The organism is Candidatus Enterococcus murrayae (genome assembly GCF_017315985.1).
Lineage (GTDB): Bacteria > Bacillota > Bacilli > Lactobacillales > Enterococcaceae > Enterococcus_A > Enterococcus_A murrayae.
Window position 1 is genome coordinate 14843 of record NZ_JAFLVR010000013.1, and the last position, 15169, is coordinate 30011.

17 protein-coding genes are annotated in these 15169 nt (G+C 44.9%); all 17 read right to left on the reverse strand.

Going from position 1 to position 15169, the window contains the following annotated elements:
- Positions 1 to 25: 25 nt before the first annotated feature.
- Positions 26 to 970 carry a DUF979 domain-containing protein gene (locus tag JZO85_RS06485; RefSeq protein WP_207107692.1) on the reverse strand — a complete coding sequence of 315 codons (945 nt, stop codon included), beginning with the start codon at positions 968 to 970 and terminating at the stop codon, positions 26 to 28.
- Between the two features lie 12 nt (positions 971 to 982).
- The gene (locus JZO85_RS06490) at positions 983 to 1663 is read right to left on the reverse strand and encodes a 5-oxoproline transporter, DUF969 family subunit (RefSeq protein ID WP_207107693.1); all 681 of its coding nucleotides are present in this window, start codon (positions 1661 to 1663) and stop codon (positions 983 to 985) included.
- Between the two features lie 15 nt (positions 1664 to 1678).
- Positions 1679 to 4912 carry a M14 family zinc carboxypeptidase gene (locus JZO85_RS06495; protein ID WP_207107694.1) on the reverse strand — a complete coding sequence of 1078 codons (3234 nt, stop codon included), beginning with the start codon at positions 4910 to 4912 and terminating at the stop codon, positions 1679 to 1681.
- Between the two features lie 18 nt (positions 4913 to 4930).
- Entirely contained in the window at positions 4931 to 5707 is a 777-nt protein-coding gene (gene proB / locus JZO85_RS06500; RefSeq protein WP_207107695.1) for a glutamate 5-kinase, read from the reverse strand.
- Between the two features lie 484 nt (positions 5708 to 6191).
- Positions 6192 to 6473: a BMC domain-containing protein gene (locus tag JZO85_RS06505; protein ID WP_207107696.1), complete on the reverse strand. Its 282-nt coding sequence runs from the start codon at positions 6471 to 6473 to the stop codon at positions 6192 to 6194.
- An 18-nt stretch (positions 6474 to 6491) separates the two neighbouring features.
- Complete coding sequence (locus JZO85_RS06510; RefSeq protein WP_207107697.1) at positions 6492 to 7127, reverse strand: phosphate propanoyltransferase; 636 nt, start codon at positions 7125 to 7127, stop codon at positions 6492 to 6494.
- Between the two features lie 37 nt (positions 7128 to 7164).
- Entirely contained in the window at positions 7165 to 8721 is a 1557-nt protein-coding gene (locus tag JZO85_RS06515) for an acetaldehyde dehydrogenase (acetylating) (protein ID WP_207107698.1), read from the reverse strand.
- A 167-nt stretch (positions 8722 to 8888) separates the two neighbouring features.
- Positions 8889 to 9539 (reverse strand): BMC domain-containing protein, encoded by a 651-nt coding sequence (locus JZO85_RS23300; RefSeq protein WP_207107699.1) that lies wholly within the window; start codon positions 9537 to 9539, stop codon positions 8889 to 8891.
- Positions 9540 to 9583: 44 nt separating this feature from the next.
- On the reverse strand, positions 9584 to 10189 hold the full coding sequence (locus tag JZO85_RS06525; protein WP_207107700.1) for a cupin domain-containing protein: 606 nt from the start codon (positions 10187 to 10189) through the stop codon (positions 9584 to 9586).
- A 14-nt stretch (positions 10190 to 10203) separates the two neighbouring features.
- Entirely contained in the window at positions 10204 to 10467 is a 264-nt protein-coding gene (locus JZO85_RS06530; RefSeq protein ID WP_207107701.1) for a EutN/CcmL family microcompartment protein, read from the reverse strand.
- Entirely contained in the window at positions 10461 to 10760 is a 300-nt protein-coding gene (locus JZO85_RS06535; protein WP_207107702.1) for a BMC domain-containing protein, read from the reverse strand. Before JZO85_RS06535 ends, JZO85_RS06530 begins: the two co-directional genes overlap by 7 nt.
- 89 nt (positions 10761 to 10849) lie before the next feature.
- Positions 10850 to 11686 (reverse strand): ethanolamine utilization protein EutJ, encoded by an 837-nt coding sequence (eutJ, locus tag JZO85_RS06540; protein ID WP_207107731.1) that lies wholly within the window; start codon positions 11684 to 11686, stop codon positions 10850 to 10852.
- A 34-nt stretch (positions 11687 to 11720) separates the two neighbouring features.
- Positions 11721 to 12287 carry a hypothetical protein gene (locus JZO85_RS06545; protein WP_207107703.1) on the reverse strand — a complete coding sequence of 189 codons (567 nt, stop codon included), beginning with the start codon at positions 12285 to 12287 and terminating at the stop codon, positions 11721 to 11723.
- Positions 12287 to 13426, reverse strand: coding sequence for an iron-containing alcohol dehydrogenase (locus JZO85_RS06550; RefSeq protein ID WP_207107704.1), 1140 nt, complete (start codon positions 13424 to 13426; stop codon positions 12287 to 12289). Before JZO85_RS06550 ends, JZO85_RS06545 begins: the two co-directional genes overlap by 1 nt.
- Positions 13427 to 13441: 15 nt before the next feature.
- Complete coding sequence (locus tag JZO85_RS06555) at positions 13442 to 13849, reverse strand: EutP/PduV family microcompartment system protein (protein ID WP_347401787.1); 408 nt, start codon at positions 13847 to 13849, stop codon at positions 13442 to 13444.
- 11 nt (positions 13850 to 13860) lie between these two features.
- On the reverse strand, positions 13861 to 14205 hold the full coding sequence (locus tag JZO85_RS06560) for a BMC domain-containing protein (protein WP_207107706.1): 345 nt from the start codon (positions 14203 to 14205) through the stop codon (positions 13861 to 13863).
- 13 nt (positions 14206 to 14218) lie between these two features.
- Positions 14219 to 15169: a choline TMA-lyase-activating enzyme gene (gene cutD / locus JZO85_RS06565; RefSeq protein ID WP_207107707.1), complete on the reverse strand. Its 951-nt coding sequence runs from the start codon at positions 15167 to 15169 to the stop codon at positions 14219 to 14221.

Here is a 15169-nt window from a genome sequence, read left to right on the forward strand (position 1 = left end):
CCTTTACTATACTTACTTTACTCGTTTATTTAAATAAAATCATGTAACAGATTTGGAAAACTAAAAAGATTACTGCCAGTACGGCCTGATTCTTGATTACGCCAAAGCGATCCTTCATCTCTAACATGGCAACTGGCACGATATTGAAGTTTGCCGCCATCGGTGTACACAAGGTTCCGCAATAGCCGCACGTTAACGCCACCATACCGATTAATACCGGATCAGCCCCGTATGCTAATACGAAAGGCGCACCGATCCCAACCGTCATTACCGTGATCGCCGCAAAGGCATTTCCCATAATCATAGTAAACAGCATCATACCGATGGCAAAAACAATGATTCCTAAATTCACATTGCCCTTCGGAATAACCTTCGCCACAAGCTCAGAGATAACTTCGCCGACTCCAGCCGCTGTAAAGATCGCTCCCAAGCTGGCCAACAGCATTGGCAGCATGCTTAGCGGGCCTACTGTTGACAGCATCCGTTCAGCATCATCCAAGAATACCTTCGGCTTGTTTGAATTTGAATAAACCATCAAAATAACGATCGCCACTAACACACCAACTCCGACACCAACCAAGGCACCTAGCTGTGTGAACACGGCAAAGATAATCGCAAAAATTCCCATTGATAAGGCCGGAATAAAAATCTTCATACCGATCTTATCCGCCATTTTCTTAGTAACTGTTTCTGTCGGCGCACTTTCCTTGCCTTTGCTGACCTTTTTAAAGATTGGCGGCAAGGTCATAAGGATAACTATTCCACCATTGACCATTGGCGGAATCCATCGGCCAAACATCATTACGACCCCTAAGGCACACCAAAAGATCGCTGTTCCGATCGGTGTCGCATTGGCTTTATCGCGAGCGTTTTTGATCCCGGTATAAATAGCTACCGCGCCCATAATAATATAAATGATTTCAAGTAATTTCTCAGATAATAATACGTCCTGACTTAGAAAAAATGACATGTGCTTCCCTCCCTATTTATTGTTGCCGTAGTATTTTTTGTATAATTTTCGGTCTTTTAAGAAGTAATAAACAATCGCAACGATGACCGCAAATAATGCCACCGGAATTTCAACCTTGGATAATTCAAGCAAGCTTGTTTCATACCCTAGATCCTTCAATGTCGCTTGAACAAGCAATGCGCCCGGCCCCCCAACAAATAATACTTGGAAGAAGAACCATGCAATGTTTTCCATCCCTGAAGACATTCCCTTTAATTCTTCAACATACTCCTCTTCTGGCTCCTTGCCCTTGGCTTCGATTGAACCGATCACCATTGGCATGATAATTGGACGAACAAAGCCCGCTACACCGCCAAAACTAATGTTGAAGGCCGCAAAGATAGAACGCATCACTCCATACGCCCCAATTACCGCGCCTGCCGAGGCATTTTTGATCTTTCCAATCAGCTTCGCCGCCGATTCCTTCAAGCCGTTTCGCTCCAAAGTACCAGTCACCAGCATGATCAAAATAAAAATCGCCATCGAACGGTTAGAAACAAAGCTCGTTCCTAAGGTCGTCAACAATCCTTCCACTCCTAATCCACCCGTGATCGCCGTAACGACCGCAGCCACTAAAATGATTAGAATCGAATCTAACTTCAAGGCAAAGCCAATAATAACAATCAAAATACCAATTAATTTAGCTAATTCCATATAAATTTTTCCTCCTTATTGTGATGCAATAATCGGTCGAAGCCGAGTATAGCCGATAGTTATTTCTTCTTCTGTGAACACAGCTGAAGTCTGATAAAGTGCGGTTGCCGCTAATAGCAAATCAATAGTAGCCAAATCATGAACCACATGCGCTTCAGCACACAATCGCAAATAATCCCCCTGCGCCGTCTCATCAGCAACCTCACTTGTGTAGGCTACAGATGTCAGCCAAGGAAAACGAATTGATGGATACCGGTGCTGCGGGTCTGCCGCAAAACCGATCCAATAGTTGATCATTTCTTTATAGTATTCTGCCGGAAACAGCTTCGGCAGCCATTGATGCGCATAGACCTCAAATTGTGCCGCCCATTCCTCATTCCAGCGCTTCATTTCTGGAACGGCGCCGATCGCATCCGCGATCACGTCTTCAATCCGTTTATTCAACGCGATATTGGAGCGATAGTTCTCATCCGTCGGTACCCAAAAATACCCATACAGTAAGGAACGCGGCAGCCAGAAGCCTTTGTAGGATGGAGAGGTGTAGCCGGAAAACGGCTGCTCCCATTCATGTGTTGGCACACCATGGTTATCGACCATCACATCAGGAACACATCGTTCGTATAAGCGAGTCATTCCCAAAGCCTCGGTATGCTGCGTTTCGAGATTGAAATACTCATGGTAGAACTCTTTTCCTACACCATTAAAGCGAGCCACATGCAGCTTCCACTCAGGGGTCGTCTTCTGTAATTCATAATGAATCGCCGCGCCATCCACATTTTCCAAAGGAACGATCACTAGATTTAAGCGATCTGCCATGTCCTCATACTTGGGATTCGTCAGCAATTCCTTCAATAGTAAGAAAGCGCCATTCGTCCCCGAGACCTCGTTGGCGTGATGACGAGCGTTGATGATTTCGGACGGATAATTCGTCAAACGCTTCGTTCTTGAGACATACCCTGAAGCAGCAGCCCGCGGCAGTAATTCAATCGCATATATTTCACGACCCAAATAAGACGTAGCAATCTGATAAACTGCGATCTGCGGTACTCGCTTCAATTGTTGGATGATGGCCAAATATTCTTCATACCCAATCACCTGATCAGGAAATAAATCAATCCGATCGATCGTCAAATCCTGAACGATTTCTGGCTGCTTTGGTCGGCTTTCAGCAATAAACCGCTGATTTTCTACCTGAAAAACTACTTGATCAAACGAACAAAAATTAAACTCCTGTGCGATTAAGCCTTGCTCAAAAAGCTTGGCGTAGGCCTCCACCACCTGAGCCGCAGCTCCCTCAACATGGATTGTCGCGGCAAGCTTCTGCTGCTGATAACTGATTGATTGAAGAGTGCAATGGACATCCTTACGTTCGGCCGGATGAGCCACGACCTGATCCTCTACAATAATTTGAGCCGTCTTTTTCACCTGCTTTAAAAGTGTCGCTTTAAATCTTGGCCTGCCGATTTCTTGCCTGATTATTGGTAAAATCAGACCCGGCTCCTCGAACATCTTGCCGTTAACTTCCATGCCGTAATTTTTGAAATAATCCGCCCCTGCAAAATACAAATCTTCATGCAACGCATCTAAGCTGGATAAAAGATCATTTCGACTTGCAAGTCGTTCATCCGGTTCACTGGCTGCAATTTCTAATTGCAATTGCGCAAAAAATGGTTGCTGCGCTTGCGTTAATTCTCCCTGCTCCTCGATCCAAGCACGACATTCTGGCAGAACCTCATCCTGATAAGCCCTCCAGATTTTTTCAACATCCGTAGCAAAGGTTTCCTCCAGGCAACGGACTCCATTGACCTTTACTTGCACTCGCCCAGTCGGCGGATGAACCTTCCCCATGCCGGGATAGGCGGATAAATACGGCCGTTCAGAATAGCTGGCCAGATAGCTCCACTTCTTTACTTCACGATCGGTTTGAACCGAAACCTCATAGGTCAAATCTTCTGATCCAGAATAGGTGACAAATTCAACCTGATCCGCTGATAAATCAAAAGCCGTCATCAGATTATCTTGAATCGGATACAGCTCCTGCAAATACCGAATCGGCAGGTCATTCCATTTATCAGGATCATGACCGTCCACATTATTATAGGTTGGGGTCGCTCCTGATTCGTCGGTCCACTCAGTCACACCAGCTGGTAAAAAGGGTTTGAAAGCAATTGTAATCTTTTTAATTTTCTGACTTTTTAGTTTAGGCAGGAGGATGTCGTTGATCCATGAATAGCCCTGCTTATGAGCACAAACCAATTCGACTGTGCCTTCAGCCTTTCGAGCCGCCAATTCCGCTTGAATTTTTTGCGTTAGTTCCTCACGCACGAGCGGATTCTCACTCAAAACCCCGGTGATTTCCACCAGATCACCTGCTTTGATTTCCGAATACGCAGAGGATAAAAGCTTCAGAAACTCATCCACTTCCCAGGTTAAATCAAACTCTTGCTGGTAAGCCTCCACCATAGATCGGTGATCAATAAAAGTCGTATCTGGAAAGGCCTGTTCGACTTCTTCCCGGCGTTGATTGAACTCAGGCGATACATAGGCAGTCGCCTTTTCCGAGGAAAGGCTAGCAGTGTACGCTAATTGACCATCTAGATTCTTCATTAAGAAACTGTCGACCAATTTTTGCAGATAGCTAGTCCAGGTTTCAAAAGCGGAGAGCTTCGGAAATTGCTCGCACACTATCGCTGAAAAATCTTCTAACTCTTTTCCAGTACCTTCTATAATAACCAGTTCATCCTCTTGTACCATTTGGCAAGCCGCCGCCTCACGAAACAGAATTGCTGGGCCACCCTCATATTTCTCAGTCAGCAGCCAATCCGTAAGCCCCGTCGTTTCCATTCCCAAACGAAAAGCAACATTGCACGCAGCAACCATGAAGGAACCGCTGCATTTTTCTGGCAGGACCATTTGGACTGTCAAATCATCCGGTAAAAAATCATGATCACGATCCGCCAAGAAAGGCCCCGTACTAAATAGCTTTTCCAAACCCGTTGCTTCACGCCATTCAAAATCGATCACCGCTTCAGAATACTGACTCGCCGCATGATAATCCGCAGGCTGCTCACTTGTCGTCAACGCTTTTTTTAGCTTAGCTGCTAATGCCTCTTTCGTCGGAACCTCCTCGCCTATTTCCGTACTGGCAATTGGAAACGTGGCGTTCTCAGAGGTAAATCCAGCGAACAATGCGGCTTGAATCGTTTCCCGCTGTTCGAAAAAGGACAGCTGTCCATCTACTTTTAGCACTTCCATTCCTCCCTGCTACTATTTTTTGAATAATGTACCAATCTCACGTCCTGCCAAAATATCAAACAGCACATGAGGATTTCGACCATTCGCCAACACCATTGAGATATTTGCCGTCAACGCACCAGTCGCTGTTTTCAGCTTACTGCGAATCCCGCCGCGACTCAGCTCTCCTAAATGAGGATCAGATTCCTCTAATAGGCGCTGATCAATCTCACTCAAATGTCGAATCATTTTTGCTTCCTCATTCACCAAAGGATTCTCCGAATAAAGACCATTTACATCCGTCAGCATGATCAGCAGATCCGCTTCAACCGCCTCAGCAATCAATAAGGACAATTCATCATTGTCTTCAAACTTCGTTCTGTGCGCTCCATCATCTACCGTCACCGCATCATTTTCGTTGATAATCGGTAAAATACGATTGTCTAAAAGCTCATGGATCGTTTGAATGAAGACCTGCCGATCCTCCGAGACCGTCAAATTATTCCGACTTAGCAGCAGCTGACCAATCCTTTGATTCTGCTTTTTGAAGGCGGACTCATATAAGCTCGTAAGCAGGCCCTGCCCCACAGCCGCCGCCGTAAATTTGGAGACCTCGCCTAATTGAATAATCCCTGCTCCGACCGCCCCTGAAGAAACCAAAAGAAGTCTCTTTCCTGATGCCATCAACTCCGACAATACATCCGCCAGCTTCTCGATCGCGGACTCAAGAACACCGCTTTCCGGGGAAACTAGCAGACTAGTCCCAACTTTTATAACAATAATATCCGCTTTTTTTATTTCTTCTCTCATAGATTACACCTTAACTATAAAAAACAGACGACATAACTTAATAAAACCCTATCCGTCAAATGTACTTTCATTATTTTTTGCTAATCATATCACAAAACTATCCGCATGGGAATATTCTATTTTTTTAACCAAAACCCCCTTTTACCTAATATTATTTTATGTTACAAAGAAAAATCGTCTCTTTAGACAAGTAAAAATCTTTTTTTATTTGAAGAATTGTTATCCTAATTGTACTATTTTTTAATTTTAGATTAAATTCAATTTCATTTAATAACTAATGTCATAATTATAAATAACTTTACTACCAGAATGTAGAACCGATTCTGATCGTAAATTCAAAAAAATCCCGCCTACTAACAGCCACGTGCCTGAAGCCGTAAAAAAGACCTAGCCCGCTTCAATGACCGCCGACTGATCTGCCAGCTCATCAAGAAAGTGGGTAGGTCTTTTACTTTAAAGTATGACTCTTTTTAGGTGTTTAAAATTAGGCATTTGTCGTTGGTAAAATGGTTTCCACTTCTGAATGTGGACGTGGAATAACGTGAACAGATAATAACTCACCCACACGTTGCGCTGCTGCTGCACCAGCATCTGTAGCAGCTTTCACTGCTCCAACATCGCCACGAACCAAGACCGTTACGATCCCGCCGCCAACGCGTTCTTTACCGACTAAGGTAACATTTGCCGCCTTCACCATTGCGTCCGCTGCCTCAATAGAGCCAATTAAGCCTTTTGTTTCGATCATTCCTAATGCATCTGATTTCATTTTTGTATTCCTCCTAAATTATTTTCTGATTTTTATTGATGTTCCTGGTACCACGCCAAGAGCATTGGCTTCTTCAGTATCAATGTGACACTCCAAGCCTGAATTCGCAGTCGCGCGAATTACTACATTGTTTAAGCTGCCGCCTCGTTCACCTTCAAAATCAATCGAGACAATTTGCCCATCTGTCACACCAAATCGCTCTGCCTCTTCCGGCAGCATATGGATATGACGTTTGGCAATAATGACGCCCTGCTGGATCTCATAAGAACCGTTTGGACCAATTAATGTGAGTCCAGGGGTATTCCGTAAATCGCCAGATAATCGCAAAGCTCCCTTAATCCCTAGCTTAAAGGTATCACTTTGCAAAATTTCTACCTGCGTCTCCCCTCTGACTGGCCCTAAAATGCGAACTTTTTCAATCACACCTCTGGGTCCGCAAATCGTCAAACATTCCTTACAGGCATATTGACCAGGCTGAGATAAATCCTTTAGTTTGGTTAATTGGTAATCACTGCCAAATAATTTATCTACCGCGGCTTGGCTTAAATGGATATGACGATTAGAAATTCCAACTGGAATCGTCTCGTCTTTGGGGATATCGTTAGGATTTAAATGTGCCATAATCGCATTTAATATCGCTTCATAATCTTCCATTGGTACTCCTTCAATTCGTTATTTTCCTGGGAAATCCTTAGGCGTTCATTTGAGTCAAAACTTTTCTTACTACTTCTGCTAATTCGCTCAGCTCTGCGGCAGAAAAGTTCGGATCGTCCGCATTTTCTGCCTGCGGCTCAGCAGACTGCTCAACCGTTGCAGCGTCCGTTGCTAAAGAAGCCGAGATTGGTCCATCCAGTTCTGGATGAGAAAAACTGGTATCTTCAGTCACTATGCTTGTCACATCCTTCAAGCCGTAAGCGACCTTCTTTATGTTCAGCAAATGCTTCGGACTGACATTTTCAGAAACGGAGCTGCCGCCAAAGGTTCCACAACCTAAGGTAAAGGAAATCGGCAGGCCTGTGCTGATACCTGTACCGCCTTGACTGCCGCCTGTATTCACTAAAATTCGCGAAGCAGGTTTTGCGGCAAATTTTAGGACGATCTCTCGATCATTCGTGTGGATACTCATTGTATGCCCAATTCCATTTTGTAATAAATCTATACTTAGTTGACACGCCTCTTGCCAATCCTTCGTGGTATAAAATGCCAGCACAGTCGTCAGCTTTTCAAATGAAAGAGGACTACCTGCTCCGACACCCTTTTGGCGGCCAATTAGGACGGTGGTTGTCTGCGGCACTGTGAACCCTGCCGCTTCGGCAATTACCTGCGGCGTTCGGCCTACAAATTTAGCATTCATTGCGTGACCGCCGCCTTTGAAAAGCAATCCGCAAACCTTTGTGGTTTCTTCTTCTGACATGAAGTAGCCGCCTTGTGCTTTCAATTCGGCAATCACTTCCGCCTCATTGCTTTCTTCACAGATAATCGATTGCTCTGAAGCGCAAATCGTCCCATTATCAAATGTCTTACTGGCAATTATTTGAGCAACAGCTTTTTTCACATCCGCACTCTTTTCAATGTACGCAGGGGAATTTCCCGCTCCCACACCAATTGCCGGCTTTCCTGAACTGTAAGCCGCTTTTACCATTCCCGGCCCGCCGGTGGCAATAATCAGCTTCACTTCCTCCGCGTGCATCAGCTCATTGGTGGAGGCCATCGTTGGAGTCGAAACACAACTGATCACTCCTTTTGGCGCACCGGCTGCTTCCGCTGCACGGCTCATCATATCAGCCGCCTTTTTTGTACATTCGGCAGCCGCTGGATGCGGTGCAAAGACAATCGCATTTCTGGACTTCAAGGCGATCATCGCTTTGAAAATCACCGTAGAAGTCGGATTCGTTGAAGGAATGATCCCCATCACTAAACCAACTGGTTCCGCCACATCAAACGTTCCCTTGGCCGTGTCTTCGTGAATGATTCCAACCGTCTTCTCATCCTTGATTTCTTCGTACAATAATGCCCCGGCCGCATGATTTTTATAGGCTTTGTCTGCTACTTTCCCAAAGCCAGTTTCATCAACCGCTGCTTTCGCTAAACAAACAGAAAATTTTTCTGCCGCTTCTTTCATGTTTTTCAAAATTTTGTCCACTTGCTCTTGGGTAAACGTCGCAAACTCTTGAGCGGCAACATGACCCGCTCGAGTTAAATCACGTGCTTCTTGAACGGAGCATAAATCTTTGTCAAACTTACTCATTCTTTTTACTCCTTTTTCACATTGAGGTACTTATTTTTTAGCCCTCCATCATTTTTAAATCCTTCTTTGATGATTTTTGGGTCCGTAGCTAATCTATGGATTCAGCTTCACTGCAAAAACAGAAACTAAACGCCCTATTCCTAATAGCGTAGTCAGAAAAATCCTTTTTAACGCTGTTCAAAATGCTTCATCAACGCGGCAACCAGCTGTTCCTTATTGGCCTTGTGGACATCCTTTTTGCTGATGGTGAAGTTCGTTTGCTTTTTAGCCAGCTTACGCAGATCAATTACTTTCATCGCTGCTAAAGCTTCACTGATTTCCGCAGTCTTTCCCGCCTTACGCCAGTTCAAAAAGTCCGCTTCTGTGATTGGCTGTCCAGCTGGAACTTCTGTCGATTCAGCTGCTGTTTCTGTTTGATCCGCAGGTGCTTCGCTTTCTTCATTGATCATTGCCTGTGGTTCCGCTTCTACTTGATCTTCCTCTTCTGATAGTGCCTTTTCTGTATCCAAAGTCGGGCTAATATCGAATGCTTCAACCGATTTCTCTTCAGCGGATGCAAAAATTGCTAAGCCTTCATCCGGACGAGGAATCACGTGGGTCGAAGCTAACAATGCTTCACCAAGCTTGGTCACGGACGAAGACGCTGCATCTACTGCTGTTTTCACAGCTCCGACATCTCCGGTTACCATCACAGTAACCAAGCCGCCCCCAACGATTTCCTTTTGCCGCAGACTGACTTCGGCTGTTTTCAACATGACATCACTGGCCTCAATCGCTGCAATCAAGCCTTTTGTCTCGACTAATCCTAATGCGTTCATTCTCTGCTCCTTCCGCTAGATCTCGTTCATCGCTTACTAGCTACTTACACTAAATCCGACCAATTGGCTGGATACGTTGCGTAAAATAATTTCACTTTATCCGGCGAAGCCCAAGTGACCTTACTGCCTTTTGGTACAAAGACAACATCACCGGGGTGTGCCGTATATTTTACGCCCTCGATCGTCATTTCTAAGGTTCCGCTGATCACGTAATCAATTTCCTCATATGGCAATTCCCATTCAAATTGCGAATGATCGATTTCCAGAAAACCGGCGCTGATGTCTGCTTCCTCTTTGCTGACGAGCTCCTGATAAAACACTTTTGCATTAGGATTTCCCGTATCAAAGGTACGCATATCAACACTGCTTCCCTTCACAAATTTCAAACCGCTCTCGTGCTTATCACATTGAAAAGGAACCGTTTCACCAGCCAGAATCATCTTTAGTAAATCCAACAATGTCTCTTTGCTGAGATTATCTGGCAGTACATCCGCTGATTTCTCCGCTGCACTGCATTCCTTCAACGATACCTGCAGCTCATCGATCAAATCTTCAGCAGCTGGTGTGATAATCGTATCCGAATCTACACAGAGGGATTCACCAGCTTCATGTGCTTTCGTCACATCGTCAGCACAAATTAATTTTTTCATTGTCACTGATCCTCCTAAACAAATTCACAGCTATCATCGATAATACCAATCACCGCAGCATCTACTGGAATCGCATCATCTTCCAGCATTCTTCTAGCCGCACTGCCGCAAGTAACGATCACTCGATCGCCAATCCCCGCACCAATGACATCACAGACAATCATCTGTTCTCCATCGCGAGAACCTCCAATGACTTCTGCGATCATCAGCTTTAGACCATTCAGCTGCTCTGATTTTCGTGTTGCCCAAATATTATCGATCAATCGCGCCGTTACCATTTTCGTTCCTTATCTCTTCGTTTTATTTCTTCGATCGCTGATTCAACGGATGCGGTATCGCCAAAAATCGCCAGCATGATCATATTTTGCGGACAGCTGCCGCGAATATCCTCCACAGTCACCCCAACTGCTTTTTCAGCGACATCCGCCGCACAAACCATTTCGATTAATTTTCCTTGAACCAGCCCTACTGCATCTGGTGTCTCCAAAGCCGTTTTGGCTCCCGATCCTTTGCGGCGGTTCAAGATAGCAAGCGTATCTTCGCCAGGTGATTTAATTATCCGACAATCCATTCTCGTACCCTCCTCCATAATTCAATCTGGCAACAGGATAAAAGAGTAAAGGGCCCGCCTTGAACCTTTTATCCCATCGCCAAATCTGTTTACATGATTTCATCTGTACAGCTTAAGGCAATACCAAGCGGTGTCACAAACATTGGATTCAACGGTTTATAGGTTTTGATCTTCGTCTTCGCTTCAATGATCCCTTCAATTCCAGTCAAACAAGCAGTGCCGCCGACTAGATACAAGCCATCGATTTCAAAGCCGCTAGTTTGCGTCGTGATGATCGTCGCGATTTTTTCTACTACTGGTTTTAAAACACCAATTAGCTCTTGATGGTTTTTCTGATCTCGCTTGTACAGCTCAGCTTCTTGAAAAGAAATTTTATACGCGCCGGCTGTAACCAAGGTCAAATGCGTACCGCCAGTAGCATCATCCACCACTCTTGCAACTTCCCCATCCTTAACGATGGAAATTCCGGTTGTTCCGCCGCCAATATCAACGACTGCCCCATTTTGTATCTGCAGCACCTGATTCGCTGCCGTAGGTTCATCCAAGACATTCGTTAATTCAAAACCCGCCCCCAGCACGACATTTTTTATTGCCCCGCCGTCCAAATCACCTGTCCCAGGAGGGATCGCCGCCGCAGCATATAGCAGCTCCGTTTCCAGCTTTTCCTCTAGCTCAGCTTTCAGTTCTTTGACAATCTGAATGGCACCAATATAATCTACGACCATGCCATCTTTAACAACATCGGCATAACGATAAGCACCTGCTGCAGGCTGATAGTTTTCATCCATGACAGCTAAGACGATACACGCTGTACCAAGGTCGACACCAGTATAGTAAACACCTGTTGAACTCTTTTTTGGTTTCTTAATTACTGCTTCGAACTCCGCGACTAATTGGTCACAGGCGTTCATATCGGTCATCGTCATCACATGCTTATCCTCCAATGTTTAACAAATATTCTTAAAGCTTGCCCAGTAGACAAATTTCCGTCTTGACTAAATCAATCAATTGTTCCAGAGCAAGCTTTTGCTCTGAGGTAACACAGGTTTGTAAAACAGTCGCCTGTATAATCGCCCGTCTCAGCTTCAAGATGACTTTTCCACCTGGACAAAACACTTCTGCTTTAGTGATTTCATCAAGTACTGTTTCTTCACAGTCCTCAACTTCTGGAAATACCAGCTCCGGAAAATCCTCCGTCATAATGACTCTTATAGACTGTGCAAGACAAGCGATTCGTTCGCAACTTGCTGAATGCACGTCATGTGCCTTCACAGCAGCTTCCCAAAGTTCTACTTCTAATAGAAGAAAAAAAGTTTCTCGCCTATTGGCTAAGGTCATTTCTGCACTTGTATCATTCGTTGCTTCGGCTGACAAACTTAGGGTATCGCTTGAAACCAAAGGCACTTGATGGTCATTTAAAAACTGCTTTGCCCCCGGTGTTAAGCGCTCCTCGTCTGTGAGCGTGATAGTTTTCAGCTTTCCTTGGCGGTATTTGAGCTGCAGTTCTTGTTCAGTGATAAAATGCATCAATACCCACCTCGACAAATTCTAGAATAAATATCGACTAAATTCGCTTCTGTTACTTCTCGCGGATTTGTTAACGTGCATTTGTCCTTCAGCGCAGCCGCGGCCATTTCTGGAATTGCTTCAACAAATTCAGCTTCAGCAATTCCCAGATCTGTAACTAATTTTGGGATACCGAATGTTCTTGTCATTTTTTGAATTCCAGCAATGAGTAAGTTGACAGTCGCTCTATCTGTCATGGAGCGAATGCCCAGCAACTTAGCTGCTTCAGCATACTTACATAAAGCCAATGAGTCCTCATTAGTCTCGATTCCGGCATTAAAGCCGATAACATGAGGCAACAATAGTGCATTGGCTTGCCCATGTGGAATATGAAAGCGGCCGCCTAACGCATGGGCTAAACTATGACAGATCCCCAATGAAGCTTCACTGAATGCCATCCCTGCTAAGCAAGAGGCGTTATGGATTTTTTCCCGCAGCTCCCGATTCTCACCCTTTGCGACGACCTTAGGCAAATCCTGCCAGATCATTCGCATCGCTTTTTCCGCACAAGCATCGGTAAAGTCCGTCGCTTCAGTTGATACGTAGGCTTCTAATGTATGGGTCAAGACATCAATTCCAGTATCCGCAGTAACATTACTAGGTACTGTTAAGGTAAAATCAGGATCCAGTATAGCGATATCTGGGATCATCGCATCATCCACCAGCGCGTATTTGCCGTTAACCGATGGATCAGAGATCACAGCAAAAGAGGTCACTTCACTTCCTGTCCCGCTTGTTGTTGGAATACAGACCAATTGCACTGCAATATCCTCAGTTGCTTGCTGATAAATCTGCCTTACTGCTTTTGCAGTGTCTAAAGCAGAACCGCCTCCTAGAGCAATAATCGCGTCCGGCTGGAAAGCCGCTGCGTAAGCCACACCCTTCGTCACCACTTCAATCGTTGGATCCGGTATAATTTCAGAAAATAGTTGATACGGTATGCTGGCTTCAGACAAAAGATTCGTCACTTTTTTTACCATACCGCTGATCAGCATAAAAGGATCACAGATCACTAAAACTCGTTGATAATGACATTCTTTTAAGCAGGCCGTGGCTTGACTGCCAGAATAAATTTTTGTTGCCATTTTAAAACTTCCCACACTCTCTCCTCCTTCCTAAAAATATTGTTCAATCTGACTTAAATCTTCCTTGGCCAAATCAAGAGTCCAGTCGATTTTTTCCAGACCGCAGGCCAAGAGCTGCTCTCTGGCTTGCTGCAAGGCCTCCTGCGTATAGGTTTTCTCAAACGTTACAATGCCATAAATCGGAATCCGAAAAGCTTTGGCAAAGTTTGGCGGGTAACTGCGATGCCGAGCTGTCACAGGCTGCAAAAAAAATCCGCAGCTTGCCGACTGCTGCAAAGCAATCACATGCTTATGCATCCAAGGACTTTCCAAATAGCTGTCAGGAACGATAATGGTTCGCTTATGGTAAACGATACTAGCAACTTTTTTAAAAGGGGCCGCTGTTGTTCCCTCCAGATAATTCGCCAGCTTCATTTTGCCGCTATTCCTTGGTCCCACCAAAAGCACCCTCATGTTCTCGTCACATCCACCACAGTAAATCTCAAGACTTCTTTAAAGACTCGCAGGACCTCGTTCAAACTCGTTTCGACGCTTTCTACGTCACCAGTGATCACAACAGATCCTGTAAATCGATCCAAAAATCCAATCTCAACATCAGCCACTTTTGCGGCCGTATCGGCCGCAATCATAGCTGTTTCAAAAGGGGACAGCGTCAAAATGCCTATGGCTCCAGCTTCATCCAACCCTAAAGAGTGATAGACACTTGCGATAGGTGCTGCGATTACATGAGCCAGCGTAATCTGTTTTCCGGGTACCGATTCTTCGATTACCCGTTGTGCTATCAAATCTGACATGACTGCTTCCTCCCTAATGTCGAACGACGCGTACTGGAAAATCATACCCGGCGATCCAGCCTTCGATTCGATCTAAATCCTCCTCAGCCAGGCTCGGATCTCCTTCAACTGGATACTCCATACCTAATTGACCGTATTTATTGACCCCCAATTTGTGATAAGGCAATAAATCGATCCCTTTAAAATTCGGCATGTCTTTATACGGCAACAAGAAATCCACGATCTCTTTAATTTCTTCATGACTATCATTGATCATCTTCAGCATCGGCATCCTGATCTGAACCTTATATCCGCGAACCAGTAATTCTTTCAAGTTTTCTAAGATTTTCTCATTACTGATTCCCGTTAGTTCATTATGTCGAACTGGATCCATATGCTTCATGTCATATAAGAAAAGATCTGTGTAATCGGCTATTTCCATCAGCTTCTTCATATTGCTGTGCCCGCAAGTCTCAATAGCTGTATTGATGCCATCCGCCTTACAGGCCTTCAAAAGGGCAAGTGCCGCTTCAGGCTGTGCGGTACACTCGCCTCCGCTAAATGTCACCCCGCCGCCAGACATTTCATAAAAGGCATCATCCTCATGAATGACCTCCATCAATTCTGAAATAGTCTTGATTGTCCCAGTGATGTTCAAGGCCTGCTTCGGACAGGCCTCCACACATTTCTGACAACCATTACAGGAGATATCACGCCGAACCTGATGTTTGCCATTTTCATCCACGTAATGAATCCCTAAAGGACACGCTTCTACACATGCCCCGCAATCATTACAGACACTTTCCTTATACATGACTTCAAACTTACGCTTGATTCCTTCTGGATTGGCACACCATTGGCAGCGCAATGGACAGCCTTTGAAAAAGACGATAGTTCTGATCCCAGGACCGTCATACAGGCTGTATTTTTGTACATTGAAAACCATTGCTTGCCGCTCTATCCGTTCCTCTATCACATCAACCAT

Excerpts from the sequence above, each read along its gene's own strand:
- JZO85_RS06485 (WP_207107692.1), bottom strand. The coding sequence starts at position 970 with ATGTCATTTTTTCTAAGTCAGGACGTATTATTATCTGAGAAATTACTT.
- cutD (WP_207107707.1), bottom strand. The coding sequence starts at position 15,169 with ATGGTTGATGTGATAGAGGAACGGATAGAGCGGCAAGCAATGGTTTTC.
- JZO85_RS06490 (WP_207107693.1), bottom strand. The coding sequence starts at position 1,663 with ATGGAATTAGCTAAATTAATTGGTATTTTGATTGTTATTATTGGCTTT.
- eutJ (WP_207107731.1), bottom strand. The coding sequence starts at position 11,686 with ATGACGATGACCGATATGAACGCCTGTGACCAATTAGTCGCGGAGTTC.
- JZO85_RS06515 (WP_207107698.1), bottom strand. The coding sequence starts at position 8,721 with ATGAGTAAGTTTGACAAAGATTTATGCTCCGTTCAAGAAGCACGTGAT.
- JZO85_RS06545 (WP_207107703.1), bottom strand. The coding sequence starts at position 12,287 with ATGCATTTTATCACTGAACAAGAACTGCAGCTCAAATACCGCCAAGGA.
- JZO85_RS06510 (WP_207107697.1), bottom strand. The coding sequence starts at position 7,127 with ATGGAAGATTATGAAGCGATATTAAATGCGATTATGGCACATTTAAAT.
- JZO85_RS06505 (WP_207107696.1), bottom strand. The coding sequence starts at position 6,473 with ATGAAATCAGATGCATTAGGAATGATCGAAACAAAAGGCTTAATTGGC.
- JZO85_RS06525 (WP_207107700.1), bottom strand. The coding sequence starts at position 10,189 with ATGAAAAAATTAATTTGTGCTGACGATGTGACGAAAGCACATGAAGCT.
- JZO85_RS06560 (WP_207107706.1), bottom strand. The coding sequence starts at position 14,205 with ATGTCAGATTTGATAGCACAACGGGTAATCGAAGAATCGGTACCCGGA.
- JZO85_RS23300 (WP_207107699.1), bottom strand. The coding sequence starts at position 9,539 with ATGAACGCATTAGGATTAGTCGAGACAAAAGGCTTGATTGCAGCGATT.
- JZO85_RS06530 (WP_207107701.1), bottom strand. The coding sequence starts at position 10,467 with ATGGTAACGGCGCGATTGATCGATAATATTTGGGCAACACGAAAATCA.
- JZO85_RS06535 (WP_207107702.1), bottom strand. The coding sequence starts at position 10,760 with ATGGATTGTCGGATAATTAAATCACCTGGCGAAGATACGCTTGCTATC.
- proB (WP_207107695.1), bottom strand. The coding sequence starts at position 5,707 with ATGAGAGAAGAAATAAAAAAAGCGGATATTATTGTTATAAAAGTTGGG.